Below are 26,855 nucleotides of genomic sequence, written 5' to 3'. Positions count from 1 at the left end.
TCGTGTACATGTACCGGGTCCTTAGCTATATTATATCCGAATTCATCCGTCTCTCCATAAACGCCTGGTCTTACGCCACCACCGGCCATCCAGATGGTAAAACAGCGCGGATGATGATCCCGCCCATAATTACCCGGTGTCAGCTTCCCCTGGCAATAATTGGTACGGCCGAATTCTCCTCCCCAGATCACCAGCGTTTCATCCAGCAAGCCCCGTTGTTTGAGATCCTGAACCAGGGCAGCGGAGGCCTGATCCGTATCTCTGCATTGGCCGCGGATCTCAAAAGGCAGATTATTATGGCCATCCCAACCCTGGTGATACAACTGAACAAAACGAACCCCGCTCTCCGACAACTTCCTGGCCAGCAGGCAGTTTGCGGCAAAAGTTCCAGGGACAAGGCAATCAGGACCATATAATTTGAGGGTGCCTTCCGGCTCCTTGGAGAGATCGGTAATTTCCGGAACCGCGGTTTGCATCCTGTAGGCCATTTCATACTGGCTGATCTTCGTATTGATCTCCGGATCGCCGAAAGTTGTGTAGGATTCCTGGTTCAGGGCTGCAAGCTGATCCAGCATTTTCCGTCTTTCCTTTTTATCCATCCCCTCAGGATCAGCCAGATAAAGAACGGGATTTTCTCCACTGCTGAATTGGACGCCCTGGTGAATCGAGTCCAGGAAGCCGTTGGACCATAATTTCGAATAAACACCCTGTCCGTTTCCTTTTCCTTTGGATAAAAGAACACAGAATGCGGGAAGGTTTTTATTCTCGCTACCCAATCCATAACTCAGCCAGGAACCCATGCTGGGTCTGTTGCCCTGCTGCGCTCCCGTTTGAAAAAAGGTCAGGGCAGGATCGTGATTTATCGCTTCGGTAAACATGCTCTTTACAAAACAGATATCATCGACCACTCCGGAGGTATGGGGAAGCAATTCACTTAGCCATGCCCGTGACTGGCCGTATTGCCCGAACTGGAAGCCGGTTCCCGCCAGGGGAAACTTGGTTTGATTGGCTGTCATGCCCGTCAGTCTTTGTCCTCCGCGTATGGAAGGAGGGAGATCCTCCCCCTGCATCTTGTTGAGCAGGGGTTTATAATCGAAAAGATCCAGCTGGGATGGAGCGCCGTTCTGAAAAAGATAAATGATCCGTTTGGCTTTCGGGGCAAAATGGGGAAGCCCGGAGAGCAGCATATCTTCTTCGCTGCTCTTGAAAAGGTCAGGGATCAGCAGAGAACCCAGGGCGATGCTACCAACGCCAAGGCCCAGTTTGGACAGGAATCTCCGGCGGTTTAAATGCAAACTATGTTCAAGGATTTCCTTCTCCATTTTTCTCTTTTTTTAAAACGTATTTTTAAAACATCCGGCTTTCGTGCACGCTGTGTTATTATGTCTTGGTGATCGTCTCTTCCAGGTTATACAGCATACTGACCAGTTTCATCAACGCCGCGGAAACATTTTTATCCGCAGTTTTGTCATGGGGGTATTCCCCGGCATCAAGGGTTTTGACAGCATCGATTTTATTATTCCGCATGGACTCCAATTGTCCATGATAATAATTTTCCAGGATGGTCAATTCCTTTTCGGAAGGCATACGGCATACGATCAGCCGGAAGCCCTTTACGATCTTTTCCTTTTCAGAAGATGTTTCCACAGCCAGTTTTTCCGCCAGCACCCGGGATGCTTCCAGCACGGTCGGATCATTCAGCATAGCCAGCGCCTGCAGTGGGGTATTGGTCCGCAAACGCCGCACTTCACATTGATCCCTGTTGCTGGCATCGAAAAGGGCCATGATGGCAGGAGGAACTGTTAATTTGATGAAGGTATACATGCCTCTTCTGTATAAGGAATCATGATGATCCTGTTTGTAAGTAGCCAATACGCCTCTTCCGGAAGAAGCGGTTTCCCATAGCCCGGTTGGTTGATAGGGCTTTACGCTCGGACCTCCGATCGTTTTTACCAGCAGGCCGCTGCCCGACAAAACGAGATCACGTACCAATTCAGCAGACAGTCTGTTCCTTGGGCCCCTTGACAACCAGGTATTCTCAGGATCTTTCTCTTGTTTGACGGAAGATGTCTTTGCCGATTGCCGGTAAGTAGCCGATAAAACGATTTGTTTAACAAGCCGTTTAACATTCCAGCCATTCTCCATAAAATCCGCTGCCAGCCAGTCTAATAATTCAGGATGAGTCGGAAGATCACCCTGCATGCCAAAATCACCGGCACTTTTTACGATCCCTTTTCCAAAAAGCTCCTGCCAGACCTGGTTAACGAAGACCCTTGCCGTAAGCGGGTTATTTTTGCTTACCGTCCATTCAGCAAGGCCCAGACGGTTACGGGGCAAACGAACCGTATCGAATGGCATTACAGCGCGCAATGCCATCGGTTGCACTTCCTCTGCCGGAGCATCGTACCTTCCCCTGGACAATAAATAGGTTTTCCGCAGCGTATCCCTTTCTCCCATAACAGAGACCATCATTGTGCTGGTATCTCTTTTATTGATGAAGGATAGCACGTTCCGCGTATCGGTATCGTTAATGGTCATCAGAGGCATCTTCGCCGGTTTGGATGTACTTACGTCCCCTTCATAACCCACTTCTTTGGTATTGTTAAAAAAGGCCAGGAGCGAATAATAATCTTTCTGGGAAAAAGGATCGTATTTGTGATCATGACATTGCGCACATTCGACAGAAAGACCCATGATTCCTTTGCCAAAAGTCTTTGTTTTATCGATCAGGTATTCGACGCGGTATTCTTCCGGTACCACGCCACCTTCTTCGGTGTATTTATGATTGCGGAAAAACGCAGTAGCGAGTATTTGTTCTTTGGTAGCACCTGGAAGCATGTCTCCGGCGATCTGCCAGGTAACGAAACGGTCATAAGGCATATTCTCATTAAAGGCATGGATCACCCAATCCCGCCACGGCCATTGAGATCTGATATTATCATCCTGGTATCCATAGCTGTCTGCATACCGCGCTACATCCAGCCAATGCAAGGCCATTTTTTCTCCGTACTGCGGCGTATTCAGCAAGGCATCCACCATTTTCTCATAAGCATCGCTGTTCTTGTCCGCACCAAACCGGTCCATTTGTTCCAGGGAAGGCGGAAGACCGGTAAGATCCAGGCAAATACGTTTGAGTAAATGTTCTTTATCCGCTTCTCCGTTGGGCACCAATTCCATGGCGTCCAGTTTATGCTGAATAAAATAATCGATCTCGTTTTTGACCAGGCCTTTGTCCTTAACAGCAGGCAAAGGAGCTTTAACAGGAACGTTAAAAGCCCAATGTCGTTCATATTTCGCGCCCTCGCGGATCCATTGTTCAAAAAGACGGGTCTCATATTCTGTTAATGCGCCCAGATGCGCATCGGGTGGCGGCATCTTTAAAGACGCATCCGTAGAGGCAACCCTTCTTAACAGATCTGACATGCCGGGATTGCCCGGTACAATGGCAAAATGCCCCTTGGTCACCTTTAGCGGAGCATAAGCGCTGTCGGCAATATCCAATCGTAAATGCGCTTCCCGATGATTGGCATCCGGTCCGTGACATTTGAAACATTTATCGGAAAGAATGGGGCGAATATGGAAATTGAAGCTCACCTTGTCAGGTAAACTGCCCGATCCGCCTTCCTTATTATTATGAAAGCAGGAAGAGCCTGAAAATACAGCCCCTGTAATGACTAATAATATAATTGCGCTACGTAACCTCATCCCGGTTTATTTTTTCAATTATGGCAAAGCAATATCTAAATCAGCTACCTACAATATCGTTTATTTCCTGCTAAATCCAGCATCATTTAACCTTTACTTCCTGTTCCCAGCCTGTATCTTTTAAGGCAGCCTCATTTTCCTTCCGGAGAAAATCGTTATCCGCCAGATTATCGGTTTTCCAATTCAGAAGAGCTTCATCCGGCACTACGTCGACAGGGATCCGCCAGGAACTGGTGGTTTCTCCATAAGAAAGATTGGATTGTAAATTATAACAGGATATGATGGACCATCGGGCCCCGTCGGATAAATTAGCTTCCGAACGGTGCATCAGGTTACTATGGAAGAATAAGGCATCTCCGGGTGACAATTCGCAATACAGAAGATCCATTGTCTTCAGGGCATTAGCGACCATTTCAGCATCGGCGCCCACCTGTTCACCGGCAAAACCGTGATTGACCCGGCCCATCTTATGCGATCCGGTGATCACCTGCAAACAGCCATTCTCTTTAGTAGCCGGGGTTAAGGCTACCATGACACTGATCATCTGATCCGGGAACATGAACTGGTTCTTATACCAATAGCCAAAATCCTGGTGCCATTCCCATGCCCCACCCACCTTCGGTTCCTTCTGCATCAATTTAGTATGGAAATGGCAGATGGGAGAATCGCTGCCGAGTAACTGCGTTAAAGCATAGACCATCTTTTCACTGCGGGAAAGATAACCGAATACATCGTTACCTGGCGTAAACCATAAGGATAACTTTGTTTTTTTTCCGGTCTGATCATTCAGGTCCAGCGCATTATTTTTCACGCCTTCGTCTTCCACCGCCACACTGTGCAAACGCGCTACCTCCTCCGGCTTACAAAAAGCCTTTACGATGAGATACCCGTCCCGGTGATAAGCCTTCACCTGTTCAAATGAGAATTTCGATTGGGGCATTGGCAAGCATTTTACTTCAAATTTAGACCTAATCTGTATCCATTGCTACCTGTATTCTAGGCAGAAATGATACTTTTCTAACCAATTCTCCGATTTATTATAGTATTTTGTAGCATAAAAATTGAAATATGAAGCCCGTGCTGGAACATCTTCCCCTGGAACCGGAAGAATCCTTTGTTGCCAAATTCTTTGATTATCCCTATTACCCAACTCCCTGGCACTTTCATCCCGAATATGAACTGGTGCTGGTAACCGAAAGCACCGGCAAACGATTCATTGGGGATAATATCAGTAATTTTAAGCCCGGCGATCTTTCCTTTATCGGACCTGATCTACCTCACCTGTTCCGCAATGATCCGTCCTGGTACAAACCCAAATCCCGTCTGCGGGCAAAATCCATAGTCATCCATTTCTCTGAAAACTCCTTTGGAAAGGATTTTTTCAACCTTCCCGAAACCGCAAAACTGCAGGCATTACTGGCCAGGTCAGTCAAGGGATTGGAAATTACCGGAAAGACCAATGAAAAAGTCAGCAAAAACATGCACGAGCTTCTTCAATTGAAAGGACTGGCCCGTTGGATGAAACTGGTCGACATCCTGCACACGCTGTCCGGATCAAGAGACTGGCGGGCCATTTCCAGTACACATCTTCAGGGAAAGAATGAACTGGAATCAGACCGTCTGAATGCCATATTTGAATTTGTAATGAAAAACTTCAAACACAACATCTCTGTTACCGAGGCAGCCAGGATCGTAAACCTGGCAGAAAATTCTTTTTCCCGGTATTTCAGCAAAAGGACCCGGAAGTCCTTTACCGGTTTTGTCAACGAGATCCGTCTCCATCATGCCTGCCAGCTGCTAAAGGAAAATAAAAGCAGCATCTCTGCCATTTGTTTTGAATGCGGTTTCAATAACCTGTCCAATTTTAACCGGCAATTCAAAAACACGTACCAGATGAGCCCTTTGGTTTATCGCAAAACGATTACCGGGCAATAGTATTCCCATATTCCAGTATTCCGGTAACCGTCAATTCTCCGGACAATATCATAACGACACTCCCCTCTTCCAGGGAATAAAATCATCCTGCACATGACGCACCGCTGCGATCTCGGTTTCTCCGCTCGCCACACTGATCACATAATCCAGTATCCGCTCGCCGGCTTCCCGGATGGTCTCTTTTCCTTCAATGATAGTACCTGTATTGATATCGATGATATCCCGCATCCTTTCGAACAATGCCGTATTGGTAGCGATCTTTACTACCGGGGCAACCGGATTCCCTGTTGGTGTACCCAATCCAGTGGTAAATAACACGATATTCGCCCCTGAAGCAACTTCTGCCGTAGTAGACTCCACATCATTACCTGGAGTGCATAATAAATTCAGGCCCGGCCGGGTTTGTTTTTCAGGATAATCCAGCACGGCGGTAACCGGTGAGGTCCCCCCTTTTTTGGCAGCACCTGCCGATTTGATGGCATCGGTGATCAATCCATCCTTGATATTCCCGGGAGAAGGGTTCATATCGAAACCGCTTCCCACGGCCCTCGCTCTTTCGTTATAGGTTCGCATCAGATGGGAGAACCGTTCGGCAGTACCGGTATCTACGCACCGGTCACTCAGGTCCTGCTCTACGCCGCACAGCTCGGGGAATTCCGAAAGAATGACTGACCCACCCAACGCTACCAGCAGATCGGAAGTATAACCGATGGCCGGGTTGGCGGAGATCCCCGAGAAACCATCCGAGCCTCCGCATTCCAGGCCGATACATAAATGGCTGAGCGGAGCCGGTTGGCGCTCCTGCCGGTTAGCTTCGATCAATCCTGCAAAAGTCTGTTTGATAGCTTCCGATAAAAGTGCAGATTCTTTGCCTATTTTTTGTTGCTCCAGGATATACATTGGTTTGGAAAACTGTGGGGATCGTTTTTTGATTTCCTCTTCCAGCATGCTGACCTGCGCATTCTGACAACCCAGGCTCAATACGGTGGCCCCTGCGACATTGGGATGCGTGATATATCCTGCAAGCAAACCGCACAGAGCCTGGGCATCCTGTCTTGTTCCACCGCAGCCGCCGTCATGAGTCAGGAACTTGATCCCATCGATATTCGGGAAAAGACGATTATTGGCATGCAGGGCATAATCAGCCTGGAGATCTGTTTGCAGGATCTGCTCAACGCTTTTACCGGCTTTATATAATTCGATCAGCTGCCTTGACTGTAATTGGTAAGACCGGTTCCGGCCATAACCCAGATCGTTTACCAACGCCTGCTGAAGGACATCCAAATTCCTGTTCTCGCAGAATACCATCGGAATGACTACCCAGTAATTGCCCGTTCCCACACTTCCATCGGCACGATGATAACCTCTGAATGTGCGGCCTTCGAATTTGGAGATATCCGGTTTCGACCAATCCGTTTTGCGATCCCCGACCGTAAAATCACTGGCCGCATGTTTCACATTGGCCGTACTGATAAGGCCTCCTTTGGAGATCGGTTGCTGGGCCTTACCTACGAGTACCCCGTACATGATGATAGAGTCCCCTGTAGCGAGATCATCGGTCGCAAATTTATGTTTAGCCTTTACAGGTTCCAGGATCTTATATTCCACGCCTTCGAAATTAATTTTTTCATCTTTAGCCAGATCTTTCAATGCCACCAGGACATTATCACCTGCGTGTACTTTCAAAACGGTTTGTTGCGTATTCATAAATCTTTTTTATATGTGTTTTCTACGAAGTAAAGTCTACTCCTTTATAAAACCTGACCCCTAACCTGCACCAGTCCGGTAGTTATGCCGCTGGAAATTAATACATTCAATTTTTCCTTCACAGCCTGCTCCCATCCTTTTAATTGAGTCAGGTCGGTTCCCCATAACGATTCGTTTTTTAAAACAAGAGCAACCAATTCATCAGGCGTCCGGTCTTTCCAGCTTTCAAAGAAATAAGCTGCCTTATCATCATTGATCGGATAATACTGATCCCTGATCTTTCCCTGATAAATATCCTTCTCTTTTCCTTCCGCCCGCATGAACAGCAGGTAAGCGGCAAAACCCAGGGCAAAATGTTCCGGCACCGTATCGTGATCCAGGTAATGCTGCAGTAATACCGGAATATTGCGCATGCGCATCTTGGAAGAGTATTGCATAGTAATGCTTATCCATTGATGCTGAATATGAGGATTACGGAACCGGTCAAGTACTTTTAAGCCGAAATCCCTGGCCTCCTGTAAGGGAAGTGTATACGGAATGGCCGGCGCAATTTCCTTCAGCATCAATGCGGAAACAAAGGAAGAAAAATCCGGATCATCCATAGCCTTTTTTACGGAACCGAAGCCTGCCAGGAAAGCCAGACCGCAGCTTAGGGTATGTGTTCCATTCAAAAGACGCAGTTTCAATTCCCGGTAGATATCGATATCGGGCCGGATGATCACACCCGGATCGGCTGCGGCAAAAGAAAGGACGCTTTGCACTTTTTCATCTCCTTCTATAGCCCACAAACGATATACTTCCGATATGGACAACAGATCGTCAAGGTAACCAAGATCTTGTTGCAATTGCTGTAAGGTAGCCGCATCGGGTCTGCCCGGCACGATCCGGTCCACCAGGGAATTACAGAACCGGCAGTGTTGATCCACCCAGTTGCTGAATTCTGTTTCCAGCCGGTTGGCTTGTGTCAGTTCTTTTATGATGGATGCCAATTTTTTACCGTTCCCGATGATCAGTTCCGTCGGCACGATCACCATTCCGCTTTCCGGACTGCCGTTAAATGTTTTATAACGTGCATACAAAAAGGCCAGTAATTTTCCGGGGAAAGAAACAGGCGGTTTTGCCTGGATTGGGTTTGTGTCTATATCGTCCTGAACCAACTGAATACCTACTTCAGTGGTATTGGAAATAATGATCTGCAATGCAGGATTGGCGGCGCACAGCAGGATCTCCTCCCATTGGTCACGGGCGGACAGCACCCTGCTGATCGCGGAGCAAATGATATTTTCTTCTATTTTTTTCCCATCTTCCAACCCACGGATACACAAAGTATAAAGACCGTCCTGCCGGTCAAAGGCATCTGCCCCCCCGGAGTCGGTGGATTTGACGACAACGATCCTTCCGTTAAAAATTCCCTGACGATTCGCTTTGTCAATAAAATAATCCGGTAATCCCCGCAATAAAACACCTGTCCCGAATTGCAGCACTTTTTCCGGCATGTCAAAAATATCCCCGTCGGGCTTGACCAATACCGGTGCTTTAATACCTTCAAGATTGTCTTTAGAAAGTTGCATAATTATTTACTTATCCTTTATTAATTCGATTCATACGTTAGCCTGCATCCGCTACCCTTCTTCCCTTACCGACCTGACCAGTTCCAGGGCGGTAACCGTTTGTTGATATAACGTATCATATTGTTCATTCTTCAAAACATCCTTACTGATGAGTTTGCTGCCCATCCCAACGGCACAAACGCCAGACTTGAACCACGAACTTATATTGCCACGGTTCAGTTCCACTCCGCCTGTAGGAATGAATAATTGCCCGGGAAACAGCTCCCGGATCGAGCTGACAAATTCAGGCCCGAGAATATTTGCCGGAAATAATTTGATCAGCGCCGCCTGGCATTGCTGGGCCGTAAAGATCTCTGTAGGCGTCATACAACCTGGAATCCATAGCAGTCCGGCATTATCTGCCATTACGGCTACTTCCCGGTTTACGACGGGGGACACGATGAAGTCAGCCCCGGCCTGTATAAAAGCTCCGGCTTCTTCTACGGTTTTAATAGTGCCGATCCCAAGATGCAGATCCGGTGCCTCAATCGTCAATACTTGTTTGATAGCTATAAAATTATCCAGGGCCGCGTTACCGCGGTTCGTGTATTCCAGGGCGCGGATCCCTGCTTTATACAGGGTCCTGATGATCCCGAGGCTAACCGCTGCATCTTCCCAATAGAACAAAGGAAGCAGACCCTGATCCAGGATACTTTGCAAGGCTATTTTTTTATCACTCATAGGTCTTTATGGATTTTTCGATGTCGCTTACGGTTTGGTTCGTGGCGTCACTGGTTATGAATAATTTCTGAAAAGCTGCCGCCGTGGCAAATTCCAGCGTTTGCTGCAAAGAGTGCTGCTTGTACAACCCATAGATCAGGCCTGCCATATAACAATCACCGCTGCCTACTTTATCGACGATCTTTTCAGCGGAATAACCGGAAGAGGTATATAAAGTCTTACCGTCAAAAAGAGTAGTATAATAGTCAATACCGGAGGGTCCCTGATCGAACCGGAAAGTATTCGCTACGATCCTTACCTTCGGAAAAAGAGCAATGATCCTTTCGCTCGTCGATAACGCATGCCGCAGATAATCTTCTTTTGAACTATTCTCCGAGATAGAAACATCCACCGGAACGCCCAACATTTTTTCAGCCGCCCAGAGATTTCCCATAACAACATCACAGTATTGGACCAGCCCCGGCATGATATCCACAGGCTGCGATCCATATTGCCATAGTTTGGCCCTATAATTCAAATCTACGGAAATAGTGATCTTCCGGTCGGAAGCAGCCTGCAGCAATTCTGCGCAGACATCTGCGGCTTTCTGGTTCAGCGCGGGGGAAATAGCGCTGAAATGCAGCCAGGAAACATCCTGCAATATATCATTCCAATTAATAGTACCGGGCTGAAGTTCGGAGAAAGCGGAATAAGCCCGGTCATAAATCACGCCGGCATTTTTCAAATCCTTTCCCTTGGGAAGAAAATAGATTCCAATGCGCCCGCCCTGGTAAAGCACCCGGGAAGTATCGATATGGTGATCCTGTAAATAAGCCGTCAGTTGTTGGCTCAACAGGTTATTATTCCCGGGCAGGGCCGTAAAATAGGCGGAAGGTATCCCCCATAGGGCAAGAGCGGTAGCCACATTCGCCTCCGCACCGCCAACATAGACGGACAGGTTATTCTCACGCAGCCATTCTCCCTCCGCGTCGGGGCAGATCCGTAACAATAATTCTCCGAAAGACAAGACCTTTTTCAATGATATCCTGTTTTATAAATTCATTAATTTCTACCCTTCCCCCATTTCCACCATGGCCTTGATAACCCCGGTAGCCGGATCGATCCAGCTGCCGAATGCTTCCTTCACTTTCCCGAATGGAACCCGGTGGGTAATATACAACCTGGGATCGATCTGACCCTTTTTTATCGATTTCATCACCCGGAGAAAATCTTCACGGGTAGCATTGCGACTGCTCATCAAGGTTGCCTCCCGTTTATGAAATTCAGGATGGCTGAACTGGATATCCCCTTTCTGTAATCCAACCAATACATAACGGCCGCCATGTGCCAGGTATTGAAAACCTTCATTGATGGCACTGCGGTTACCGGTAGCATCGATCACTACCGCAGGCATATCTCCGTTGGTGATCCCCCGGATCCTTTCCAGGACAGTATGTTTATCTGAGCCTGTTTCACCGTCTGGTTTTGATTCTGTCGCATTGATACAATGAAGCAATTGCAAACTGTTCCTGCAAAAATTAAGACGGTCTTCATTGATATCCAACGCGATCACCTGCGCCCCTGCAATCCGGGCCGCCTCGATAACCCCCAGACCTATAGGACCGGTTCCCACCACTAATACAAATTCGCCCGGCAGAACAGCCGCCCTTCTTATAGCATGCGCTCCGATGGCAAGCGGTTCTATTAAAGCCAATGCCTCATAATCCAGGCCTTCACCATGAACCAGCGATGAGGAGGGTACAGACAAATACTCAACCATTCCTCCATCAATATGAACTCCGGCCACTTTTATGGTGACACAACAATTCGGTTTACCGTTCCGGCAAGCGATACACTTGCCGCAATTAAAATAGGGGATCACGGTCACCGCTTCGCCGGGTAGGAAGCCCGGAGCTTTGTCAAAATCCACCAGGTCGCCTGCCAGTTCATGTCCCAGTATCCGGGGATATTCGAAATAAGGCTGAGTGCCATCAAAAGCATGCAGATCGGTTCCGCAAATGCCTATCCGTTTAATCTTAATGATTGCCTGACCTGGCTTGGCCAGGGGAGCATCTATTTCCCTGTATTCCAGTTCTCCCGGTCTTATACAAACTAATGCCTTCATCCGTACTTAATTATTTTTTTACACAAACCACCTGTTCTATGCATTGGCCAGAGCCCTGTCCAGGTGAACATAACCGCCATCCACATGAATCAACTGCCCTGTGGTATGGCTGGATCTGGATGATAAAAGGAAGGCTGTCATATTCGCAATCTCTTCTGAAGTGGTCATTCTGTTTTCAAATGGAATCCTGTTTACGATCGACTTCAGGGTTTCTTCAGGATTGGGCAAAGTAGTGATCCATTGGGAATATTGCGGTGTCCAGCATTCGGCAACTACGATAGAATTGACCCGGATGCCATATTTCAGCAATTCGACCGCCCATTCCCTGGTAAGCGCATTACGCCCCCCATTGGCGGCTGCATAAGCAGAAGTATTGCCCTGGCCGGTCTCGGAGGTCTTGGAACTGATATTGATAATCACTCCTTTGGATTTAATCAGCGACGGTAAGCAGTGATGCGCCAGCAAATAATAATGCACCAGACTCTTATGAAGAGAGGCTACGAAATCCTTATAATTTCCGGATTCCAATCCGACGCCATCATTCAAGCCTGCATTATTCACCAGCCCGTCGATCCGTCCCAGCTGGTCCAGCACCGTTTTTACAACGGACTCACTGGCAGCCGGATCCATCAGCTCCGCCTTTACCTGGAATGCTTTTCCACCTTCAGCTTCAACCGCAGCTATGGTTTTCAGATTGTCCTCTTCGTTCCTGCCGACGATAAAGGGAATGGCTCCTTCTTTCGCCAGAACTTTAACGATCCCTTCGCCGATGCCTTTGGCACCGCCTGATACGATGATCACCTTATCCTGTAATTGTAGATCCATGGCTTACTCCTGGCTTCCGCTGCGGGTCAGCAGGGAAGAACTGTATTTTTAAAGATGATAGAATCCTGTCGCATTGCCTCCAAAAAAATCTGCCTGTTCCTCTTTTGAAAAAGAAGAAAAATAATCCCGGACGATTTGCATCACTTTTTCGTAAGAACCTGCAACCAGACAAACAGGCCAGTCCGATCCAAAGAGGATACGTCCGGTCCCGAACGCCTCCACCACCGTATCCAGGTAAGGCCGGAAATCTTCAGGTTTCCAGTTTGTCCAATCTGCTTCTGTTACCATTCCTGATATCTTGCAATACACGTTTTCCTGGTCTGCAAATGCCCGAATGGCCGTCTTCCATTCCTCCGTGATCCGGTTATCTTTTATATAAGGTTTGGCGATATGGTCGATTACAAATAACTGATCAGGATGAGCAGCAGTGAGTTCACAGGCATAGCCCAGCTGATCAGGGTAGATAAGGAGGTCATAGGTATAACCAAACTTCTTCAGTTTCCTTATCCCATTGATAAAGGAAGGCCGAAGCATCAGGGCCCGGTCCTTCTCTCCCTGCAGGACATGCCGGAATCCTTTCATTTTTGGAAAACGGCTGTAATAAGCCAGTCTTTCCTCCACATCAGGAGATTGCAGGTCCACCCAGCCCACCACACCTTTGATAAAATTATGTTTGGCTGCACCTGCCAGCTGGAAATCATTTTCGTCTTCTGACTGATCCGATTGAACGACCACGCATCCTTCTATTCCCGCCGCTTCCAACACCGGCTGGAGATGGTCAGGCAGGAAGTCCCGTTGGATCACGGCCATTTCAGGACCTATCCAGCTATCCCGGATGGGGTCGAATTTCCAGAAATGCTGATGGGCATCTATTTTAGATTCCGTCATATGCTTTTACGTTTTGCCTGGATATGCCCAAACCATCGATACCCAATTCCACAATATCACCCGGTTTAAGATAAACCTGTGGATTCATACCCATGGCCACACCTGCCGGCGTACCCGTTGAGATCACATCACCGGGCAACAGGGTCATGAACTGACTGGTATAGGCGATCAGGAAGGGGATTCGGAATATAAAATTGGCGGTCGTTCCATCCTGCATTTTTTTCCCATTCACGTTCAACCATAGCCGCAAATTATCGATATCGCCGGTTTCATCCGGGGTAGCCACCCAGGGGCCGAGTGGTGCAAATGTGTCGCAACCTTTCCCTTTATCCCAGGTACCGCTGCGTTCGATCTGGAATTCTCTTTCGGAAACATCATTATGCAGACAATAACCGGCCACATAATTCAGCGCGTCCTGCTCCGTTACATAACTTGCTTTTTTGCCGATAACAATGGCCAATTCCACTTCCCAATCCGTCTTCTTCGAATTTTTAGGAATGATAATATCATCGTTCGGGCCGCAAAGAGCGGTAGTCGCTTTCATAAAAATAACCGGTTCGGGCGGAGGAGTGGCACCCGTCTCCCTGGCATGATCGGCATAGTTAAGGCCGATACAAATGATCTTGGAAGGGCGTGCAACCGGAGAACCCAGACGGGTACCGGCGGGTAATTCCGGAAGTTTCGTTCCGCCGTCGGCGGTTTTGTTTTTTTCGACAAACTGCGCCAGTCTTTCCAATCCGCCGGAAGCAAAAAATTCTTCGTTATAATCCTGTCCGAAGGCCGAGGTATCGTAATATTTATCTTTTACAACAATACCGGTCTTTTCTTTATTTACTTCTCCGTGTCTGATCAGTTTCATATAAATTATTTTAGTATTTTCTATAATTTCATTTTCAATAAGGTGCTGTACACAATTCCCCTTTTAGGGCAACCAAGCGCAAGCAATGCTACGGGGTGTTCAATTTCGTAAACCCTCCGTCGATCGGATAATCGCAACCTGTTATAAAGGAAGCCTCATCACTGCACAGGTATAAAATAAGACCCGCAATCTCTTCCGGATTAGCCATACGGCCGATAGGCTGGGTCCTTGACAATTTTTCAAACATCTCCTCTTCTTTGCCGGGATAATTCTTTTTAAGAAACCCATCAACGAAGGGAGTATGCACTCTGGCCGGTGAAATGGCATTGCAACGGATATTCTCTTTTATATAATCCTTAGCCACCGAAAGGGTCATGGCAGAAACGGCTCCTTTGGTCATAGAATAGGCAAAACGGTCCTGGAGACCTACCAATGCCGCAATTGACGACATATTAATGATGACTCCTCCCTTATTTTTTTTCAATTGGGGAATGGCTCCCAGCAGGCAATTATAAACACCTTTGACATTTACGTTATACAGACGGTCGAAATCTGCTTCCGGAGTAGTTTCTACCGTTCCCACATGAGATACTCCCGCACTGTTTACCAGGATATCCAGCCGACCCAGGCTGTTGAATAAGGCCAACACCTGCTGCTGATTGGAAACATCCGACTGGTGGGCTGAAGCTTCGAATCCCTGATCTTTGATTTCCTTAACGACTTCCTGCGCCTGGGTTTCGCTAATATCGACGACATATGCCCACGCGCCCTGTTTGGCCAACAGCAGCGCTACGGCCCTGCCGATCCCGCTGCCCGCACCCGTTATAACCGCTTTCTTTCCTTTCAAACTGAACATGTCCTTACGATTAAAAAGTTAAAAAAATCCTTTATTCCGGTTGGTTGACCAGGGAAAATATCCGGGTCATCAACCTCCATTTTTCATCCGGTTGGCCACCGGGGATCGGAGATTGATATTTCCAGGTCAGTTCTTCCCATCTCCGAACCGTCGGATTGCCAGTATCGATGGCTGCCTTTTTCTCAAAGTTAAACCCATTCTCTGTTTCCATGATCATAAAAAGACGATCGCCAAGGCGATAGAGTTCCATATCCAATATTCCGGCTTCATAGATGCTCTTTTTGATCTCCGGCCATATCTTTATATGCAATTGTTCGTATTCGGCGATCAACACCGGGTCGTTCTTCAAATCGAGGGCTAAACAATATCTTTCCATATAATAAAAAATCAATATTTTTCTTCTGCCGGAACTATGAATTTATGGCCTTTTAGACCGAAAAACAATACGAATCCAAAACAAACCAACGGAACGATATAGGCAGTCTGCATACTGCCTGTCTTATCCGAGATCAGCCCCATCAGCAAAGGGGTAAATGCGCCGCCGATGATGGACATGACCAGGAAAGAAGAAGCCAGTTTGGTTTCTTCCCCGAGATCTTTAATGCCCAGGGCAAAAATGGTAGGGAACATAATAGACATAAAGAAGGGTACGGCCACTACTACATAAATGGCTAGCGGACCAGAAGTCACCAGGGCTACCGCCAGCAATAAAATACTAATAAGGGCATAGATACTTAACAACCGGGCTGGTGCAATATGGCGCATCAGGAACGTTCCGATAAAACGCCCAGCCATAAACCCGGTCATACCAACATAAGCATACAGATTCCCCGCTTCCTTTTCCGGCATGCCCGTCACAAACTTTGAGTACCGGATAAAGAAACTGCCAACCCCTACCTGTGCACCCACATAGAAGAACAAGGCGATTACCGCCCATTTCACATGACTGTATTTAAATATCCTAAAGGAAAATTCGGTGCCATGTGCATTGGCATCCGGTTCTTTTACATTCGGCAAACGGGTGAACAGGAAAAGAACGCCCACAGCAGCCGCTATCAGGGCGATGATCAGGAAAGGTATTTTCAGAGAATTGGCTTCTGTTTGCAAATAGCCATCCAGCTGATGATTCAGACTCATGGCCGCCAGTTCGGCTTTGGAATGTTCCACACCCGATAAAATAAAATTGGTGCCGATTAGCGGGGCGACAACAGCGCCCAGTCCATTGAAGGATTGGGCAAAATTCAATCGTTGAGTAGATGTTTCCTTATCCCCCAGAATAGTCATATAAGGATTGGCAACAGTTTCCAGGAAAGTAGCCCCGCTGGCGATAATAAATAAGGCGGTAAGGAATAATAAATAGTTACGGTCCGATGCAGCGGGGATAAATAAAAGGGCCCCGATGGCATACAGGGAAAGTCCGGTCAGTATTCCTTTTTTGTATCCATAACGATGCAGAAAAAGTCCCGCGGGAATGGCGATCACAAAATAGGCCAGGTAGACGGAAAAATCGATGAGCGCGGATTGAGTATCACTCAGCTGGCAGGCCTTTTTTAAATGCGGGATCAGGATAAAATTCAAGTTGTGCAGAAAAGCCCACAAAAAGAAAAGGGAAGTGACGAGGATGAGCGGAACTAAATATTTATTCTTTGGCATAGCAAGTCAAAGAAAATACATTCGTACTGCGAATTCGTACAGTAAGTTATCAGACTTCTAAGCTATTTTAACCTTAAACTGGAATATCTGTAATAATTGGGGAATATTTTGTAGAAATTTCACACCGATGCTACAAAAACCCCAGTTCCAGTTTAGCTTCCTCGGTCATCATATCCTTTGTCCAGGGCGGATCAAAAGTTAATTCGACATGACAATCCTTTACGCCTTCAATCGCCTCCACTTTCTGTTTCACTTCAAAAATAATATCTCCGGCTACAGGACAGGCAGGGGCTGTCAGTGTCATCCTGACCTTCACCATTCCTTCGCCCTCGATCTTTATTTCGTATACAAGACCCAGGTCAAAAATATTGACGGGTATTTCCGGGTCATGCACCGTATGCAGCGCTTCTTCCACTTTATCCCGTAAAGAAATCGTTTCGATCATGGCTGTAGCGATTTTGCCTGGAAGGCCAGGGCATATAGTTTTATTTGTTTGAGCATGGATAACAAACCATTGGAACGGGTCGGGGAAAGATGGCTTCGCAGACCGATGGCATCGATAAAATAGATCTCGGCATCAACGATCTCCTTCGGGGAATGACCGGATAGGACCCGGATCATCATACTTACTAAACCTTTGGTAATAATTGCATCACTATCGGCAGTAAAAGTTATGATCCTGTCCTTGTAGTCCGCATGCATCCAAACCTTGGACTGGCAACCCCTGATCAGGTTATCCTCTGTTCGGTATTGTTCTTCTATGAGTGGTAATTCTTTGCCAAGCTGGATGATGTATTCATATTTTTCCATCCAGTCCCCGAATAATTCAAAATCCGAGATGATATCGTCCTGTTGTTCCTTAATTGTCATATACTTTCGTTTAAGCCAGAGTCTGCCTCGGCCTCCATTCGGGGCGGCATTTTACCCTAGCAGCGAAGACGCTTTCCGTATTCCTGCCGCCAGCCTGTCCATTTCTTCCTTTGTGTTATAAAAGGCCAGAGAGGCTCTTACTGTCCCTGGAATACACAAACGGTCCATAACAGGTTGGGCGCAGTGATGGCCCGTACGAACGGCGATACCTTGTTTGTCCAGGAGTTCTCCCAGATCAAAGGGATGTATGTTTCCAATCAGGAAGGAGATCACACCAGCCCTATGGACAGAACTCCCGATAAGACGGAAACCATCGATATCTTTCAAAGCAGCCAACGCATAGTCCATAAGGTCCTCTTCCGTTTCCCGGATAGCAGAAAGCCCGATTCCCTGAACATAATCGATGGCAGCACCCAGCCCGACAGCACCAGCCATATCCGGAGTGCCTGCTTCGAATTTATAGGGAAGATCGTTATAAACCGTCTTTTCAAAGCTCACCGTCTTGATCATTTCACCACCACCCTGATAAGGCGGCAGTTTATTCAACCATTCCTCTTTACCATACAATATTCCCATACCGGTAGGACCGTACAGTTTATGACTGGAAAAAGCCATAAAATCGACATCCAGTTCCTGCACATTTATTTCCATATGCTGGATGGCCTGTGCCGCATCGAGCAAAACGGGTATCCCGTATTTATGCGCCAGGGAAATGATCTCCTTTACCGGGTTTATAGTACCCAGGGCATTGGACACATAATTAAAGGCAACCAGTTTCACGCCATCCTTCAACACCTTTTCCAATCCATCCAGGATCAATTCTCCTTCATCGTTAATGGGAATTACCTTCAGGTTGGCATTCTTTTCTTCACACATCAATTGCCAGGGAACGATATTGGAATGATGTTCCAGGGCGGAAACCAGGATGCTGTCTCCTTCTTTTATAAACTTTTTTCCGAAAGAGGATGCAACCAGATTGATCGCTTCGGTGGTTCCTTTCGTAAAGATAATTTCGTGATTATGTTTAGCTCCTATAAAAGCAGCCACCTTATTTCTCCCCGCTTCATAGGCATCCGTTGCCCGTTGGCTAAGATAATGAACCCCACGATGCACATTACTGTTGACCGTGTTATAATATTCATCCATGGCATTTAGAACGGCCAATGGCTTTTGTGTGGTTGCCGCATTATCCAGATATACCAGGGGATGACCATAAACCGTTCTGCCAAGGATCGGGAAATCCTTCCGGATCTTTTCAATATCCAAACTATGGTTACTTAGTATCGTGGATACTTCATGCATTCGTTACAGGAATATGATAGCTTATTAGTTCATTGATATACGTTTCCACTGCCGGGATCTTTATCTTTTCAGTTACATCGAAAGCAAAAGCATTGATGAGAAGAGCCTTTGCCGATTCCTCGCCGATACCGCGTGAACGCAGGTAGAACAAGGCTTCCTCACTGAACTGACCGACCGTAGTACCATGACTGCATTTCACATCATCGGCATAGATCTCCAATTGCGGCTTGGAATCGATGGTCGCTTTATTACTGATGACCAGGTTATTATTTTGCTGGAAAGCATTTGTTTTTTGCGCATCCTTATGCACAAAGACCTTACCGTTAAATACCCCGGTCGATTGTTCCAGCAATACGCCTTTGTACAACTCATTGCTGAGACAGGCCGGTTTCTGATGGTCTACCAACGTGTGATTGTCTACCAGCTGGTGACCGGCAGCCAGATAGAGCCCGTATAAATGGGTTTCCGTATGATCTTCCTCCAGTCTCGCCTGCAGGTCGTTGCGAACCAGATCGGCACCGGGAAGCGTGAAGGTATAGTTATTATATAAACTCTGCTTTTTTTGACGGACCGTATTATGCTGGATCATGCGGACTCCTGCTGCGGCAGTCTGTATCACCGTATGGTCCAGTTTAGCATCCTGTTGAAGGATGATCTCTGAAAGTGTGTTTGCCCAGATCCTGGCCTCGCCGCCGGTAGAAACCACCGATTCGATAACAGTAAGTTCTGCATTACGGTTGACAACCCATACATGACGGGGCTGGACGAGCAAATTATGACCGGAAGTAAAAACATGGATAATATGCAGGGGTCTCTCCGGTATTGCTCCGGCATCTACCCTGATAAAAAGACCATCGGTAAAAAGGGCTGCATTCAGTGCAGCAAAATGATTATTCTCCCATTGTGCGGTCCGCTCAAAATATCCTGATAAAGCGGGATCCTGCTTGGCTTCCGCCACGGTGAGCAATTGGACACCTGGAGAAAACTCAGCCGCCTGATCCTTACCTGTCCAGATGCCGTTCACCATTACGATCTGGTAACAGTCCAGCGATTTTATGGTTGCTTTTTTCAAAAGAGCGACCAGATCAGGAGCGTTCAGATCAGTTTCGGGTAATTCATTGCTCGTGAAGTCGTCCTTTAAGAAACGGGCGATATTCGTGTATTTCCAATCTTCATTCTTAATAGAAGGAAAACCTAATTCGCGGAATTTATCGAAGGCCAGTTGCCTGGCTTTGCGCAGGTCACTACTTTCCCGTTTGGCCGGTTCGGAAACCGCCAGTAATTTATTAAATCCATTCACCACTTCCTCGTATAAAGGTATAGCCGGTTCTTGTGTCATGTAATTAATTAAATTGTCGTTGCTTGTTCGCGGGCCTCTTCTTTAAGCCAGTCATATCCTTTTTCTTCCAGTTCCAGGGCCAGTTCTTTGGTCCCCGATTTTACGATGCGTCCGTCATATAATACGTGCACAAAATCAGGGACGATATATTCGAGCAATCGCTGGTAGTGTGTAATGATGATAAAGGCATTTTTATCGGACCGAAGTTTGTTAACCCCCTTGGACACGATCCGGAGAGCATCGATATCCAGACCGGAATCAGTCTCGTCCAGGATCGCCAGCTCAGGTTCCAGCATAGCCAGTTGGAGGATCTCATTCCTTTTTTTCTCTCCACCGGAAAATCCTTCATTCAACGAACGGTTTACGAGGCGGGCATCGAATTCTACCAGTTTTTGTTTCTCCTTGGTTATGCGAAGGAATTCTTTGGCATCCAACGCAGGTAATTTTTTATGCGCTCTTATTTCAGAAAGAGCTGTTTTTAAAAAGTTGATATTGGAAACACCCGGAATTTCTATCGGGTATTGGAAAGCCAGGAATACACCTTCTCTCGCTCTTACTTCAGGAGCCATATCCAACAGGTTAAGCCCCTTGAAACTGACTTCGCCCTGGGTGACACGATAATTTTGTCTTCCTGCCAGAACGGAGGCCAGTGAACTTTTACCGGAACCATTCGGTCCCATGATCGCATGAACTTCACCTGCATTGACCGTCAGGTTGATCCCCTTCAGTATTTGCTTCTCTTCAACTTCCGCATGTAAATCTTTAATGATCAGCATTGATATGTCTTATTTATTAATCTCGGTTTTTATTATTTCCCTTTTTTATTATTTCTCTATTCGTGGACCACGGATTAGTGGGCCACGGAGAACTTCGTCGAAGCTACGTTCCTCGGAGCTTCGTCGGAACAGCGTTCCTTGTTCCGCCTTACTCGTAGCGTTCGCTATGCTCCGCTATCCTCGTTCGTAACCTTTGTTTCACTCGGTTACCGCCCGAAGGGCCATCAGCACGGTGTGCCATCAGCCCGAAGGGCCATCATCACCCCACACTACCTTCCAGGGTAATGGACAATAATTTCTGCGCTTCAACCGCAAACTCCATCGGGAGCTGGTTGAGCACTTCCTTAGCATATCCGTTGATGATCAGCGCCACCGCTTTTTCAGAATCGATACCCCGTTGATTGAGATAGAAGATCTGATCTTCTCCGATCTTGGAAGTAGTAGCCTCATGTTCTATGGTAGCCGTATTATTTTTGGATTCGATATAAGGAAAAGTATGCGCTCCGCATTGGTCTCCGATCAGCAGGGAATCACATTGTGTGAAATTCCTGGCACGGTCTGCCTTGGGTCCCATCTGCACCAGGCCGCGGTAACTGTTATTTCCCTGACCGGCTGAAATCCCTTTCGAGATGATCCGGCTTTTGGTATTACGGCCGATATGGTACATCTTAGTGCCTGTATCTGCAATCTGTTTATTTTTTGTGACGGCTACCGAATAAAACTCACCGCTGGAGTCATCACCCTGCAGGATAACGCTGGGATATTTCCAGGTAATAGAAGAACCTGTCTCTACCTGGGTCCAGGAGATCTTGGAACGCGCTCCTTTACAGATCCCTCTTTTCGTGACAAAGTTAAAAATGCCTCCTTTGCCTTCCTTATCGCCGGGGTACCAGTTCTGAACCGTGGAGTACTTTATTTCAGCATTCTCCATGGCGATCAGTTCCACAACGGCGGCGTGCAGTTGATTTTCATCCCGCATAGGCGCCGTGCAGCCTTCCAGGTAACTGACATAACTTCCTTCGTCCGCAATGATGAGGGTTCTCTCGAACTGCCCGGTATTTTCCGTATTGATCCGGAAATAGGTAGACAGTTCCATTGGGCAACGTACTCCCTTGGGTATATATACAAAAGACCCGTCGGAGAAGACAGCCGCATTCAGTGCGGCAAAAATATTATCCGAATGAGGGACCACCGATCCCACATATTTTTTGACCAGTTCGGGATGTTCCCTTACCGCTTCGCCAAAGGAACAGAAAATGATACCCAGTTCTTTTAATTTCTCCTTGTAGGTGGTGGTGACGGAAACACTGTCGAATACAACATCCACTGCCACGCCGGCAAGCGTTTTCTGCTCATTGATCGGAATACCCAGTTTGGCAAAAGTGGCCAGCAATTCTGGATCTACCTGATCAAGGCTATCGTATTTCTTTTTGTTCTTGGGAGCGGCATAGTAAGATATCTTCTGAAAATCAATTTCCGGCAATGGGAAATTCTGCCATTCAGGCAGTTTTTGCTTCAAAAAGGAATGAAACCCCTTTAATCGCCAGGCCAGCAGCCATTCAGGTTCATTTTTTTTAGCGGAAATAAAACGGATCGTCTCTTCATTGAGTCCAGCCGGCGCGATATCCATCTCTATATCCGTGACAAAGCCATATTCATATTCCTTATTGGCTAAATTGTCAATTAATTCGTTATCGTTTGGCATGGTTCAAAAAAATTAAAAACCGGTGATTCCCGGAACCCGGTAAAAAAAACGGTAAATAAACGGCAAATCTAAGCAATACCACTGGTAATATGGGACTCTATACCGCAAAACTTTCCCCGCAGCTACAGGTCCTGGAAGCATTGGGGTTATTGAAAAACAAGCCCTTGCCGTTCAAGCCACCCGAGTAATCCAGCTCCGTGCCATACAGGTAAAGCAGGCTTTTCATGTCGACGACTACCTTAACCCCTTTATCCTCAAATACCTGATCGCCTTCTTTTTGTTTATTATCGAAGTCAAGCTGGTATTCCAGACCGGAGCAGCCGCCCCCTTTTACCCCTACGCGTACAAAGGTATCCGGACCGGACTTTTTTTCTATTAACAGGTTGTCAATGTAGTCTTTTGCTGTGGATGATATAGTAATCATAAATAGTTGTATATGTGTCTTCCTTATATTCCAACAAATAACGGACCAGAGGGTTAACAAAAAAGCTTACGAAATCCGGAAATAATCCGAATTACCTGTTTATCGCCTCTCCTATTGGTTTTCCTACGCATCCGCTAGGCATCTGAATATGTAATATGGCTGCCACAGTAGGAGCAATATCTGTCATATTTACCGACGTGTTCGTACTGCCATGTGAAATCCCCCAACCCATGAATACCAGGGGGATATGTGTATCATAGGGATTCCAGGAGCCATGGGTCGTACCCGTTCTACCGTATCCTTCGAACCATCCTGCACTCAAAACGAGCTGAACCGACCCGCTGCGTTTGAAGTGATAACCATTGATAATCATCGTTTTCAGCGGTTCCGGTAAGGGAGTTTCTCCTATTTTTTCCACATCCACCGCATAGGCAATACCCGGCTGACGTTGTAAGTAATTGATACACAGTTTTTTAATTGCATCGAAGTCGAGATGTTTTTCATCGATCCTACCCAAATCAAAATTAAGCTGATAATTCATACCCGAACGAATCAGTTTTTCGGTCCCGAATTTCCCTTCCAGCATTTTGTTCAACGTATCGACCATCGGTTTGCTGCTCCAAAAATCAGCAGGCAGACCATGCTTTTGCATATATCCTACCGTATGGGCAGCTCCATGATCGGCTGTCAGAAAGACTGTGTATTGTCCTTTTCCTACTTTACCGTCCAGAAATTGGAAGAATTTGGCCAGATCCTGATCCAGACGCAGATAGGTATCTTCCACCTCGATGGAATTGGGTCCGAACATATGTCCTACATAGTCCGTAGATGCGCAGTTTACCGTCAGGAAATCTGTTGCGGTGCCGGTACCGAGCTCATAGCCGTCCACGGCCTGGCGGGCAAAGTCCAGGGTAAGCGTGTTCCCGAATGGGGTTGGCCGCAGCACGCCTCTGGCAATTTTATAGGCCTCGTCCACCTTATGGGGAAAGGTGCTGGAAGTCTCACCTTTGAATCTCCCTTCATACACCTGATCGTCAGGATCGCTGTTCAGATAGGTTTCAATGGGGTAAAGTGTATTCCAGCCGTTCTGAAGGAGTTTTTCTGCGGGACGGGCATCGTTAAAAGCATTAACCCAGCCAGGCAGCGTCTTCATATAGTAAGTACTGGATACAAACTTTCCACTGGCATCGTCGAACCAGAATGCGGCATTGGCTGTATGGCCTCCAGGAAGAATAGAAGCCCGGTCCTTAAGGGAAACCCCAACAACTTTTGATTGATAATTGCTGGCGATCCGCAATTCGTCGGTAACCGTGGATACCAGCAAATTGCGGGGGGACATCTGTCCCGATTTATTATCGGCGCCTACGGTCTGGACCGTACTGTCATCCGTGCAATACACTTCCTTTCCCGTTAATTGTTCGATCCATTCATTACTGGCAATTCCATCCAGAGCCGGAACCGATCCCGTAAAGACCGTGGTATGTCCAACAGCGGTATAGGATGGCAGATAATTGATAAAGGTGTTCTCACAGGAAAACCCTTCACCCAATAACCGTTTGAAACCGCCATTACCATAACGGTTATAATACCGGTACAGGTAATCCCACCGCATCTGATCCACTACGATGCCTACAACCAGTTTGGGTCTTGGAATGGCTGAAGGATAGGCCGCAGATACCTGTTCTGATCTGGCGCCATTCTTTGCAGCCCTGGCAGAGATTTGTCCGGCAGTCCGTGTGGAGGTTAACCCGGAAGGCAGTCCGGAGGTCTGAGCGGAAACCTGTCCGATTAATAGGCTTATGACCAGGCAAAAACCAAGTGCATATAAACTTATACGGTACATGAAATAGATTTTGCGCAAAAGTATCTGAATTGAGCTATTAAGAAGTTAAAAGTTGATTAATATACTTTTAGGAAACGGAAGGCTTTAGCCCCCCGGTTGCCCATTAGAGGCAAATACGCTAAATTTGCCGCAGTTTGTTATTTTACTATTAAGGTTTAGTACCCTTTTTCGGTATAAAAGCCTTAAGCGAAATTAGTATTACCGATCAAAATTGAAATCTTTAATCATTTCATCATATGGCAGATATTTTCGAAAAATTATTGAAGCATAGCGGCCCTATCGGCCAGCATCGTGAAAGAGCGCATGGATATTTTGCATTTCCCAAACTGGAAGGGGAAATTGGCAGCCGGATGATTTTTAGAGGCAAGGAAAAGATCGTTTGGAGTCTGAACAATTACCTGGGTCTGGCCAATCATCCGGAGATCCGCAAGATAGATGGAGAAGCAGCCGTCGAATTCGGGATGGCCGCTCCGATGGGTGCGCGTATGATGAGCGGGAACAGTAATTATCATGAGCAGTTGGAAAGGGAACTGGCCGCCTTCGAAGGAAAAGAGGATGCGACATTATTCAACTATGGTTATCAAGGTATTATGAGTGCAATTGACGCCATTTGCGGTCGTCATGATGTAATCGTATACGACGGCGAGAGCCATGCCTGTATCATTGACGGCCTGCGTCTGCATCCCGGACATCGGTATGTGTTCAAGCATAACGATATAGAAGATTGTGAAAAACAATTGCAAAGGGCAACAGCCTTGGTTGACAAACAAAAGACAGGAGGTATCCTGGTCATCACCGAAGGCGTTTTCGGGATGGCAGGAGATCAGGGCAAACTGAAGGAGATCGTCGCCCTGAAAGAAAGTTATGATTTTCGTCTTATGGTCGACGATGCACATGGATTCGGTACGCTTGGTGCAACCGGAGCCGGTGCAGGAGAAGAGCAGGGTGTTCAGGATCAGATAGACCTTTATTTTTCCACCTTTGCCAAGTCCATGGCATCCATTGGAGCTTTTATGGCAGGAGATAAGCCGATCATCGATTACATCCGCTATAATACACGTTCCCAGATCTTTGCCAAAAGCCTGCCGATGCCCATTACGATAGGTAATCTTAAAAGGCTGGAGCTGTTGAAGACCAAACCCGAACTACGTAAAAAATTATGGGACGTGGTTGCCAAATTACAGAAAGGGTTGAAAGACAGTGGTTTCGATATCGGAAAGACCGATTCGCCCGTTACACCGATTTATATGAAAGGGGACGTGCCGGAGGCGACAGCCATGGTCATGGATCTGCGGGAGAATTATAACATTTTCTGTTCAATCGTGGTTTATCCGGTAATCCCCAAGGGGCACATCATTTATCGCCTGGTACCAACAGCGGTGCACTCGGATGAGGATATCAACCTTACCCTGAAAGCTTTCCGCGAAACAAAAAAGAAACTCGATGCCGGCATTTACAAAGTTGCCGCTATCCCCGATATGGCCGAAGCGCAGGCATAAGTTATAAATAAAGCTGATTTCCCAGAGCCCTGGCCCAACGCCAGGGCTTTTTTTTTGTCTTAAGGCGATTCCCAAGAGGCCCTCCTCTTGGGCGCCACGCATAGATTTTTTTTGTCCGGGGCCCGGGCGACAAGTTTTAATTAAAAGAGCCCAGGGCGCCAAACATTATGGCAGAAGAAACTTTTCAGAAGAAACATCTTTTCAGAAGAAAACCTCTTCTAAAAAGGGGAGATTCCCAAGAGGCTCTCCTCTTGGGCGCCACGCATAGATTTTT

Annotated in this window: 24 protein-coding genes; 2 read left to right on the top strand and 22 right to left on the bottom strand. The window is 47.0% G+C overall.

Translation table 11 applies throughout. The annotated features are described in order from the left end of the window. The 3 genes from ACX0G9_RS29740 to ACX0G9_RS29730 form a co-directional block, all read right to left on the bottom strand. A partial coding sequence (locus ACX0G9_RS29740; RefSeq protein WP_459068631.1) for a DUF1501 domain-containing protein occupies positions 1–1,322 on the bottom strand: 1,322 nt, incomplete at its 3' end. 58 nt (positions 1,323–1,380) lie between these two features. Further along, positions 1,381–3,705 (bottom strand): PSD1 and planctomycete cytochrome C domain-containing protein, encoded by a 2,325-nt coding sequence (locus ACX0G9_RS29735; protein ID WP_459068630.1) that lies wholly within the window; start codon positions 3,703–3,705, stop codon positions 1,381–1,383. 82 nt (positions 3,706–3,787) lie between these two features. Continuing rightward, the gene (locus ACX0G9_RS29730) at positions 3,788–4,645 is read right to left on the bottom strand and encodes a phytanoyl-CoA dioxygenase family protein (RefSeq protein WP_459068629.1); all 858 of its coding nucleotides are present in this window, start codon (positions 4,643–4,645) and stop codon (positions 3,788–3,790) included. Between the two features lie 128 nt (positions 4,646–4,773). Here ACX0G9_RS29730 and ACX0G9_RS29725 point away from each other — a divergent pair, with 128 nt between their 5' ends. After that, entirely contained in the window at positions 4,774–5,640 is an 867-nt protein-coding gene (locus ACX0G9_RS29725; RefSeq protein ID WP_459068628.1) for an AraC family transcriptional regulator, read from the top strand. 48 nt (positions 5,641–5,688) lie between these two features. On the opposite strand, the gene ACX0G9_RS29720 is transcribed toward ACX0G9_RS29725, so the two are convergent. The 19 genes from ACX0G9_RS29720 to pafA form a co-directional block, all read right to left on the bottom strand. Then, positions 5,689–7,347 carry a UxaA family hydrolase gene (locus tag ACX0G9_RS29720; RefSeq protein ID WP_459068627.1) on the bottom strand — a complete coding sequence of 553 codons (1,659 nt, stop codon included), beginning with the start codon at positions 7,345–7,347 and terminating at the stop codon, positions 5,689–5,691. Positions 7,348–7,391: 44 nt separating this feature from the next. Further along, positions 7,392–8,918 (bottom strand): tagaturonate reductase, encoded by a 1,527-nt coding sequence (locus ACX0G9_RS29715; RefSeq protein ID WP_459068626.1) that lies wholly within the window; start codon positions 8,916–8,918, stop codon positions 7,392–7,394. A 51-nt stretch (positions 8,919–8,969) separates the two neighbouring features. Further along, positions 8,970–9,638, bottom strand: coding sequence for a beta/alpha barrel domain-containing protein (locus ACX0G9_RS29710; RefSeq protein WP_459068625.1), 669 nt, complete (start codon positions 9,636–9,638; stop codon positions 8,970–8,972). Then, positions 9,631–10,656: a PfkB family carbohydrate kinase gene (locus ACX0G9_RS29705; protein WP_459068624.1), complete on the bottom strand. Its 1,026-nt coding sequence runs from the start codon at positions 10,654–10,656 to the stop codon at positions 9,631–9,633. Before ACX0G9_RS29705 ends, ACX0G9_RS29710 begins: the two co-directional genes overlap by 8 nt. 30 nt (positions 10,657–10,686) lie before the next feature. After that, a complete protein-coding gene (locus ACX0G9_RS29700; protein ID WP_459068623.1) occupies positions 10,687–11,742 on the bottom strand; it encodes a zinc-binding alcohol dehydrogenase family protein in 1,056 nt (351 codons plus the stop codon). Positions 11,743–11,778: 36 nt separating this feature from the next. After that, a complete protein-coding gene (locus ACX0G9_RS29695; protein WP_459068622.1) occupies positions 11,779–12,567 on the bottom strand; it encodes an L-fucose dehydrogenase in 789 nt (262 codons plus the stop codon). Positions 12,568–12,615: 48 nt separating this feature from the next. Then, positions 12,616–13,455, bottom strand: a complete 840-nt coding sequence (locus tag ACX0G9_RS29690; RefSeq protein ID WP_459068621.1) for an amidohydrolase family protein — start codon at positions 13,453–13,455, stop codon at positions 12,616–12,618. Further along, positions 13,442–14,314 (bottom strand): fumarylacetoacetate hydrolase family protein, encoded by an 873-nt coding sequence (locus ACX0G9_RS29685; protein WP_459068620.1) that lies wholly within the window; start codon positions 14,312–14,314, stop codon positions 13,442–13,444. Before ACX0G9_RS29685 ends, ACX0G9_RS29690 begins: the two co-directional genes overlap by 14 nt. An 88-nt stretch (positions 14,315–14,402) precedes the next feature. Beyond that, positions 14,403–15,170: an SDR family NAD(P)-dependent oxidoreductase gene (locus tag ACX0G9_RS29680; RefSeq protein WP_459068619.1), complete on the bottom strand. Its 768-nt coding sequence runs from the start codon at positions 15,168–15,170 to the stop codon at positions 14,403–14,405. Positions 15,171–15,201: 31 nt separating this feature from the next. Next, on the bottom strand, positions 15,202–15,546 hold the full coding sequence (locus tag ACX0G9_RS29675; RefSeq protein WP_459068618.1) for an L-rhamnose mutarotase: 345 nt from the start codon (positions 15,544–15,546) through the stop codon (positions 15,202–15,204). Positions 15,547–15,557: 11 nt separating this feature from the next. Continuing rightward, positions 15,558–16,823 carry an L-fucose:H+ symporter permease gene (fucP, locus tag ACX0G9_RS29670; protein ID WP_459068617.1) on the bottom strand — a complete coding sequence of 422 codons (1,266 nt, stop codon included), beginning with the start codon at positions 16,821–16,823 and terminating at the stop codon, positions 15,558–15,560. Between the two features lie 130 nt (positions 16,824–16,953). Next, entirely contained in the window at positions 16,954–17,268 is a 315-nt protein-coding gene (locus ACX0G9_RS29665) for an iron-sulfur cluster assembly protein (protein ID WP_459068616.1), read from the bottom strand. Then, complete coding sequence (locus ACX0G9_RS29660) at positions 17,265–17,693, bottom strand: SufE family protein (RefSeq protein WP_459068615.1); 429 nt, start codon at positions 17,691–17,693, stop codon at positions 17,265–17,267. The genes ACX0G9_RS29665 and ACX0G9_RS29660 overlap by 4 nt, the downstream gene beginning before the upstream one ends. Positions 17,694–17,744: 51 nt before the next feature. Continuing rightward, positions 17,745–18,995: an aminotransferase class V-fold PLP-dependent enzyme gene (locus ACX0G9_RS29655; protein ID WP_459068614.1), complete on the bottom strand. Its 1,251-nt coding sequence runs from the start codon at positions 18,993–18,995 to the stop codon at positions 17,745–17,747. After that, a complete protein-coding gene (sufD, locus tag ACX0G9_RS29650; RefSeq protein WP_459068613.1) occupies positions 18,988–20,334 on the bottom strand; it encodes a Fe-S cluster assembly protein SufD in 1,347 nt (448 codons plus the stop codon). Before sufD ends, ACX0G9_RS29655 begins: the two co-directional genes overlap by 8 nt. 8 nt (positions 20,335–20,342) lie before the next feature. Beyond that, the gene (gene sufC / locus ACX0G9_RS29645) at positions 20,343–21,110 is read right to left on the bottom strand and encodes a Fe-S cluster assembly ATPase SufC (RefSeq protein ID WP_459068612.1); all 768 of its coding nucleotides are present in this window, start codon (positions 21,108–21,110) and stop codon (positions 20,343–20,345) included. A gap of 259 nt (positions 21,111–21,369) precedes the next feature. Continuing rightward, positions 21,370–22,815 carry a Fe-S cluster assembly protein SufB gene (gene sufB / locus ACX0G9_RS29640; RefSeq protein WP_459068611.1) on the bottom strand — a complete coding sequence of 482 codons (1,446 nt, stop codon included), beginning with the start codon at positions 22,813–22,815 and terminating at the stop codon, positions 21,370–21,372. A gap of 97 nt (positions 22,816–22,912) precedes the next feature. Beyond that, positions 22,913–23,239, bottom strand: coding sequence for a HesB/IscA family protein (locus tag ACX0G9_RS29635; RefSeq protein WP_459068610.1), 327 nt, complete (start codon positions 23,237–23,239; stop codon positions 22,913–22,915). A gap of 91 nt (positions 23,240–23,330) precedes the next feature. Continuing rightward, positions 23,331–25,082 carry an alkaline phosphatase PafA gene (gene pafA / locus ACX0G9_RS29630; protein ID WP_459068609.1) on the bottom strand — a complete coding sequence of 584 codons (1,752 nt, stop codon included), beginning with the start codon at positions 25,080–25,082 and terminating at the stop codon, positions 23,331–23,333. Positions 25,083–25,318: 236 nt separating this feature from the next. Between pafA and ACX0G9_RS29625 the strand changes: the two genes are divergently transcribed. Then, a complete protein-coding gene (locus ACX0G9_RS29625) occupies positions 25,319–26,581 on the top strand; it encodes an aminotransferase class I/II-fold pyridoxal phosphate-dependent enzyme (RefSeq protein ID WP_459068608.1) in 1,263 nt (420 codons plus the stop codon). Positions 26,582–26,855: the final 274 nt, after the last annotated feature.

This window comes from Flavitalea flava (assembly GCF_054461575.1).
This window is presented reverse-complemented; position numbering and strand designations above follow the sequence as displayed.

Excerpts from the sequence above, each read along its gene's own strand:
- ACX0G9_RS29735 (WP_459068630.1), bottom strand. The coding sequence starts at position 3,705 with ATGAGGTTACGTAGCGCAATTATATTATTAGTCATTACAGGGGCTGTA.
- ACX0G9_RS29730 (WP_459068629.1), bottom strand. The coding sequence starts at position 4,645 with ATGCCCCAATCGAAATTCTCATTTGAACAGGTGAAGGCTTATCACCGG.
- ACX0G9_RS29725 (WP_459068628.1), top strand. The coding sequence starts at position 4,774 with ATGAAGCCCGTGCTGGAACATCTTCCCCTGGAACCGGAAGAATCCTTT.
- ACX0G9_RS29720 (WP_459068627.1), bottom strand. The coding sequence starts at position 7,347 with ATGAATACGCAACAAACCGTTTTGAAAGTACACGCAGGTGATAATGTC.
- ACX0G9_RS29715 (WP_459068626.1), bottom strand. The coding sequence starts at position 8,918 with ATGCAACTTTCTAAAGACAATCTTGAAGGTATTAAAGCACCGGTATTG.
- ACX0G9_RS29710 (WP_459068625.1), bottom strand. The coding sequence starts at position 9,638 with ATGAGTGATAAAAAAATAGCCTTGCAAAGTATCCTGGATCAGGGTCTG.
- ACX0G9_RS29700 (WP_459068623.1), bottom strand. The coding sequence starts at position 11,742 with ATGAAGGCATTAGTTTGTATAAGACCGGGAGAACTGGAATACAGGGAA.
- ACX0G9_RS29695 (WP_459068622.1), bottom strand. The coding sequence starts at position 12,567 with ATGGATCTACAATTACAGGATAAGGTGATCATCGTATCAGGCGGTGCC.
- ACX0G9_RS29690 (WP_459068621.1), bottom strand. The coding sequence starts at position 13,455 with ATGACGGAATCTAAAATAGATGCCCATCAGCATTTCTGGAAATTCGAC.
- ACX0G9_RS29685 (WP_459068620.1), bottom strand. The coding sequence starts at position 14,314 with ATGAAACTGATCAGACACGGAGAAGTAAATAAAGAAAAGACCGGTATT.
- ACX0G9_RS29680 (WP_459068619.1), bottom strand. The coding sequence starts at position 15,170 with ATGTTCAGTTTGAAAGGAAAGAAAGCGGTTATAACGGGTGCGGGCAGC.
- ACX0G9_RS29675 (WP_459068618.1), bottom strand. The coding sequence starts at position 15,546 with ATGGAAAGATATTGTTTAGCCCTCGATTTGAAGAACGACCCGGTGTTG.
- fucP (WP_459068617.1), bottom strand. The coding sequence starts at position 16,823 with ATGCCAAAGAATAAATATTTAGTTCCGCTCATCCTCGTCACTTCCCTT.
- ACX0G9_RS29665 (WP_459068616.1), bottom strand. The coding sequence starts at position 17,268 with ATGATCGAAACGATTTCTTTACGGGATAAAGTGGAAGAAGCGCTGCAT.
- ACX0G9_RS29660 (WP_459068615.1), bottom strand. The coding sequence starts at position 17,693 with ATGACAATTAAGGAACAACAGGACGATATCATCTCGGATTTTGAATTA.
- ACX0G9_RS29655 (WP_459068614.1), bottom strand. The coding sequence starts at position 18,995 with ATGCATGAAGTATCCACGATACTAAGTAACCATAGTTTGGATATTGAA.
- sufD (WP_459068613.1), bottom strand. The coding sequence starts at position 20,334 with ATGACACAAGAACCGGCTATACCTTTATACGAGGAAGTGGTGAATGGA.
- sufC (WP_459068612.1), bottom strand. The coding sequence starts at position 21,110 with ATGCTGATCATTAAAGATTTACATGCGGAAGTTGAAGAGAAGCAAATA.
- sufB (WP_459068611.1), bottom strand. The coding sequence starts at position 22,815 with ATGCCAAACGATAACGAATTAATTGACAATTTAGCCAATAAGGAATAT.
- ACX0G9_RS29635 (WP_459068610.1), bottom strand. The coding sequence starts at position 23,239 with ATGATTACTATATCATCCACAGCAAAAGACTACATTGACAACCTGTTA.
- pafA (WP_459068609.1), bottom strand. The coding sequence starts at position 25,082 with ATGTACCGTATAAGTTTATATGCACTTGGTTTTTGCCTGGTCATAAGC.
- ACX0G9_RS29625 (WP_459068608.1), top strand. The coding sequence starts at position 25,319 with ATGGCAGATATTTTCGAAAAATTATTGAAGCATAGCGGCCCTATCGGC.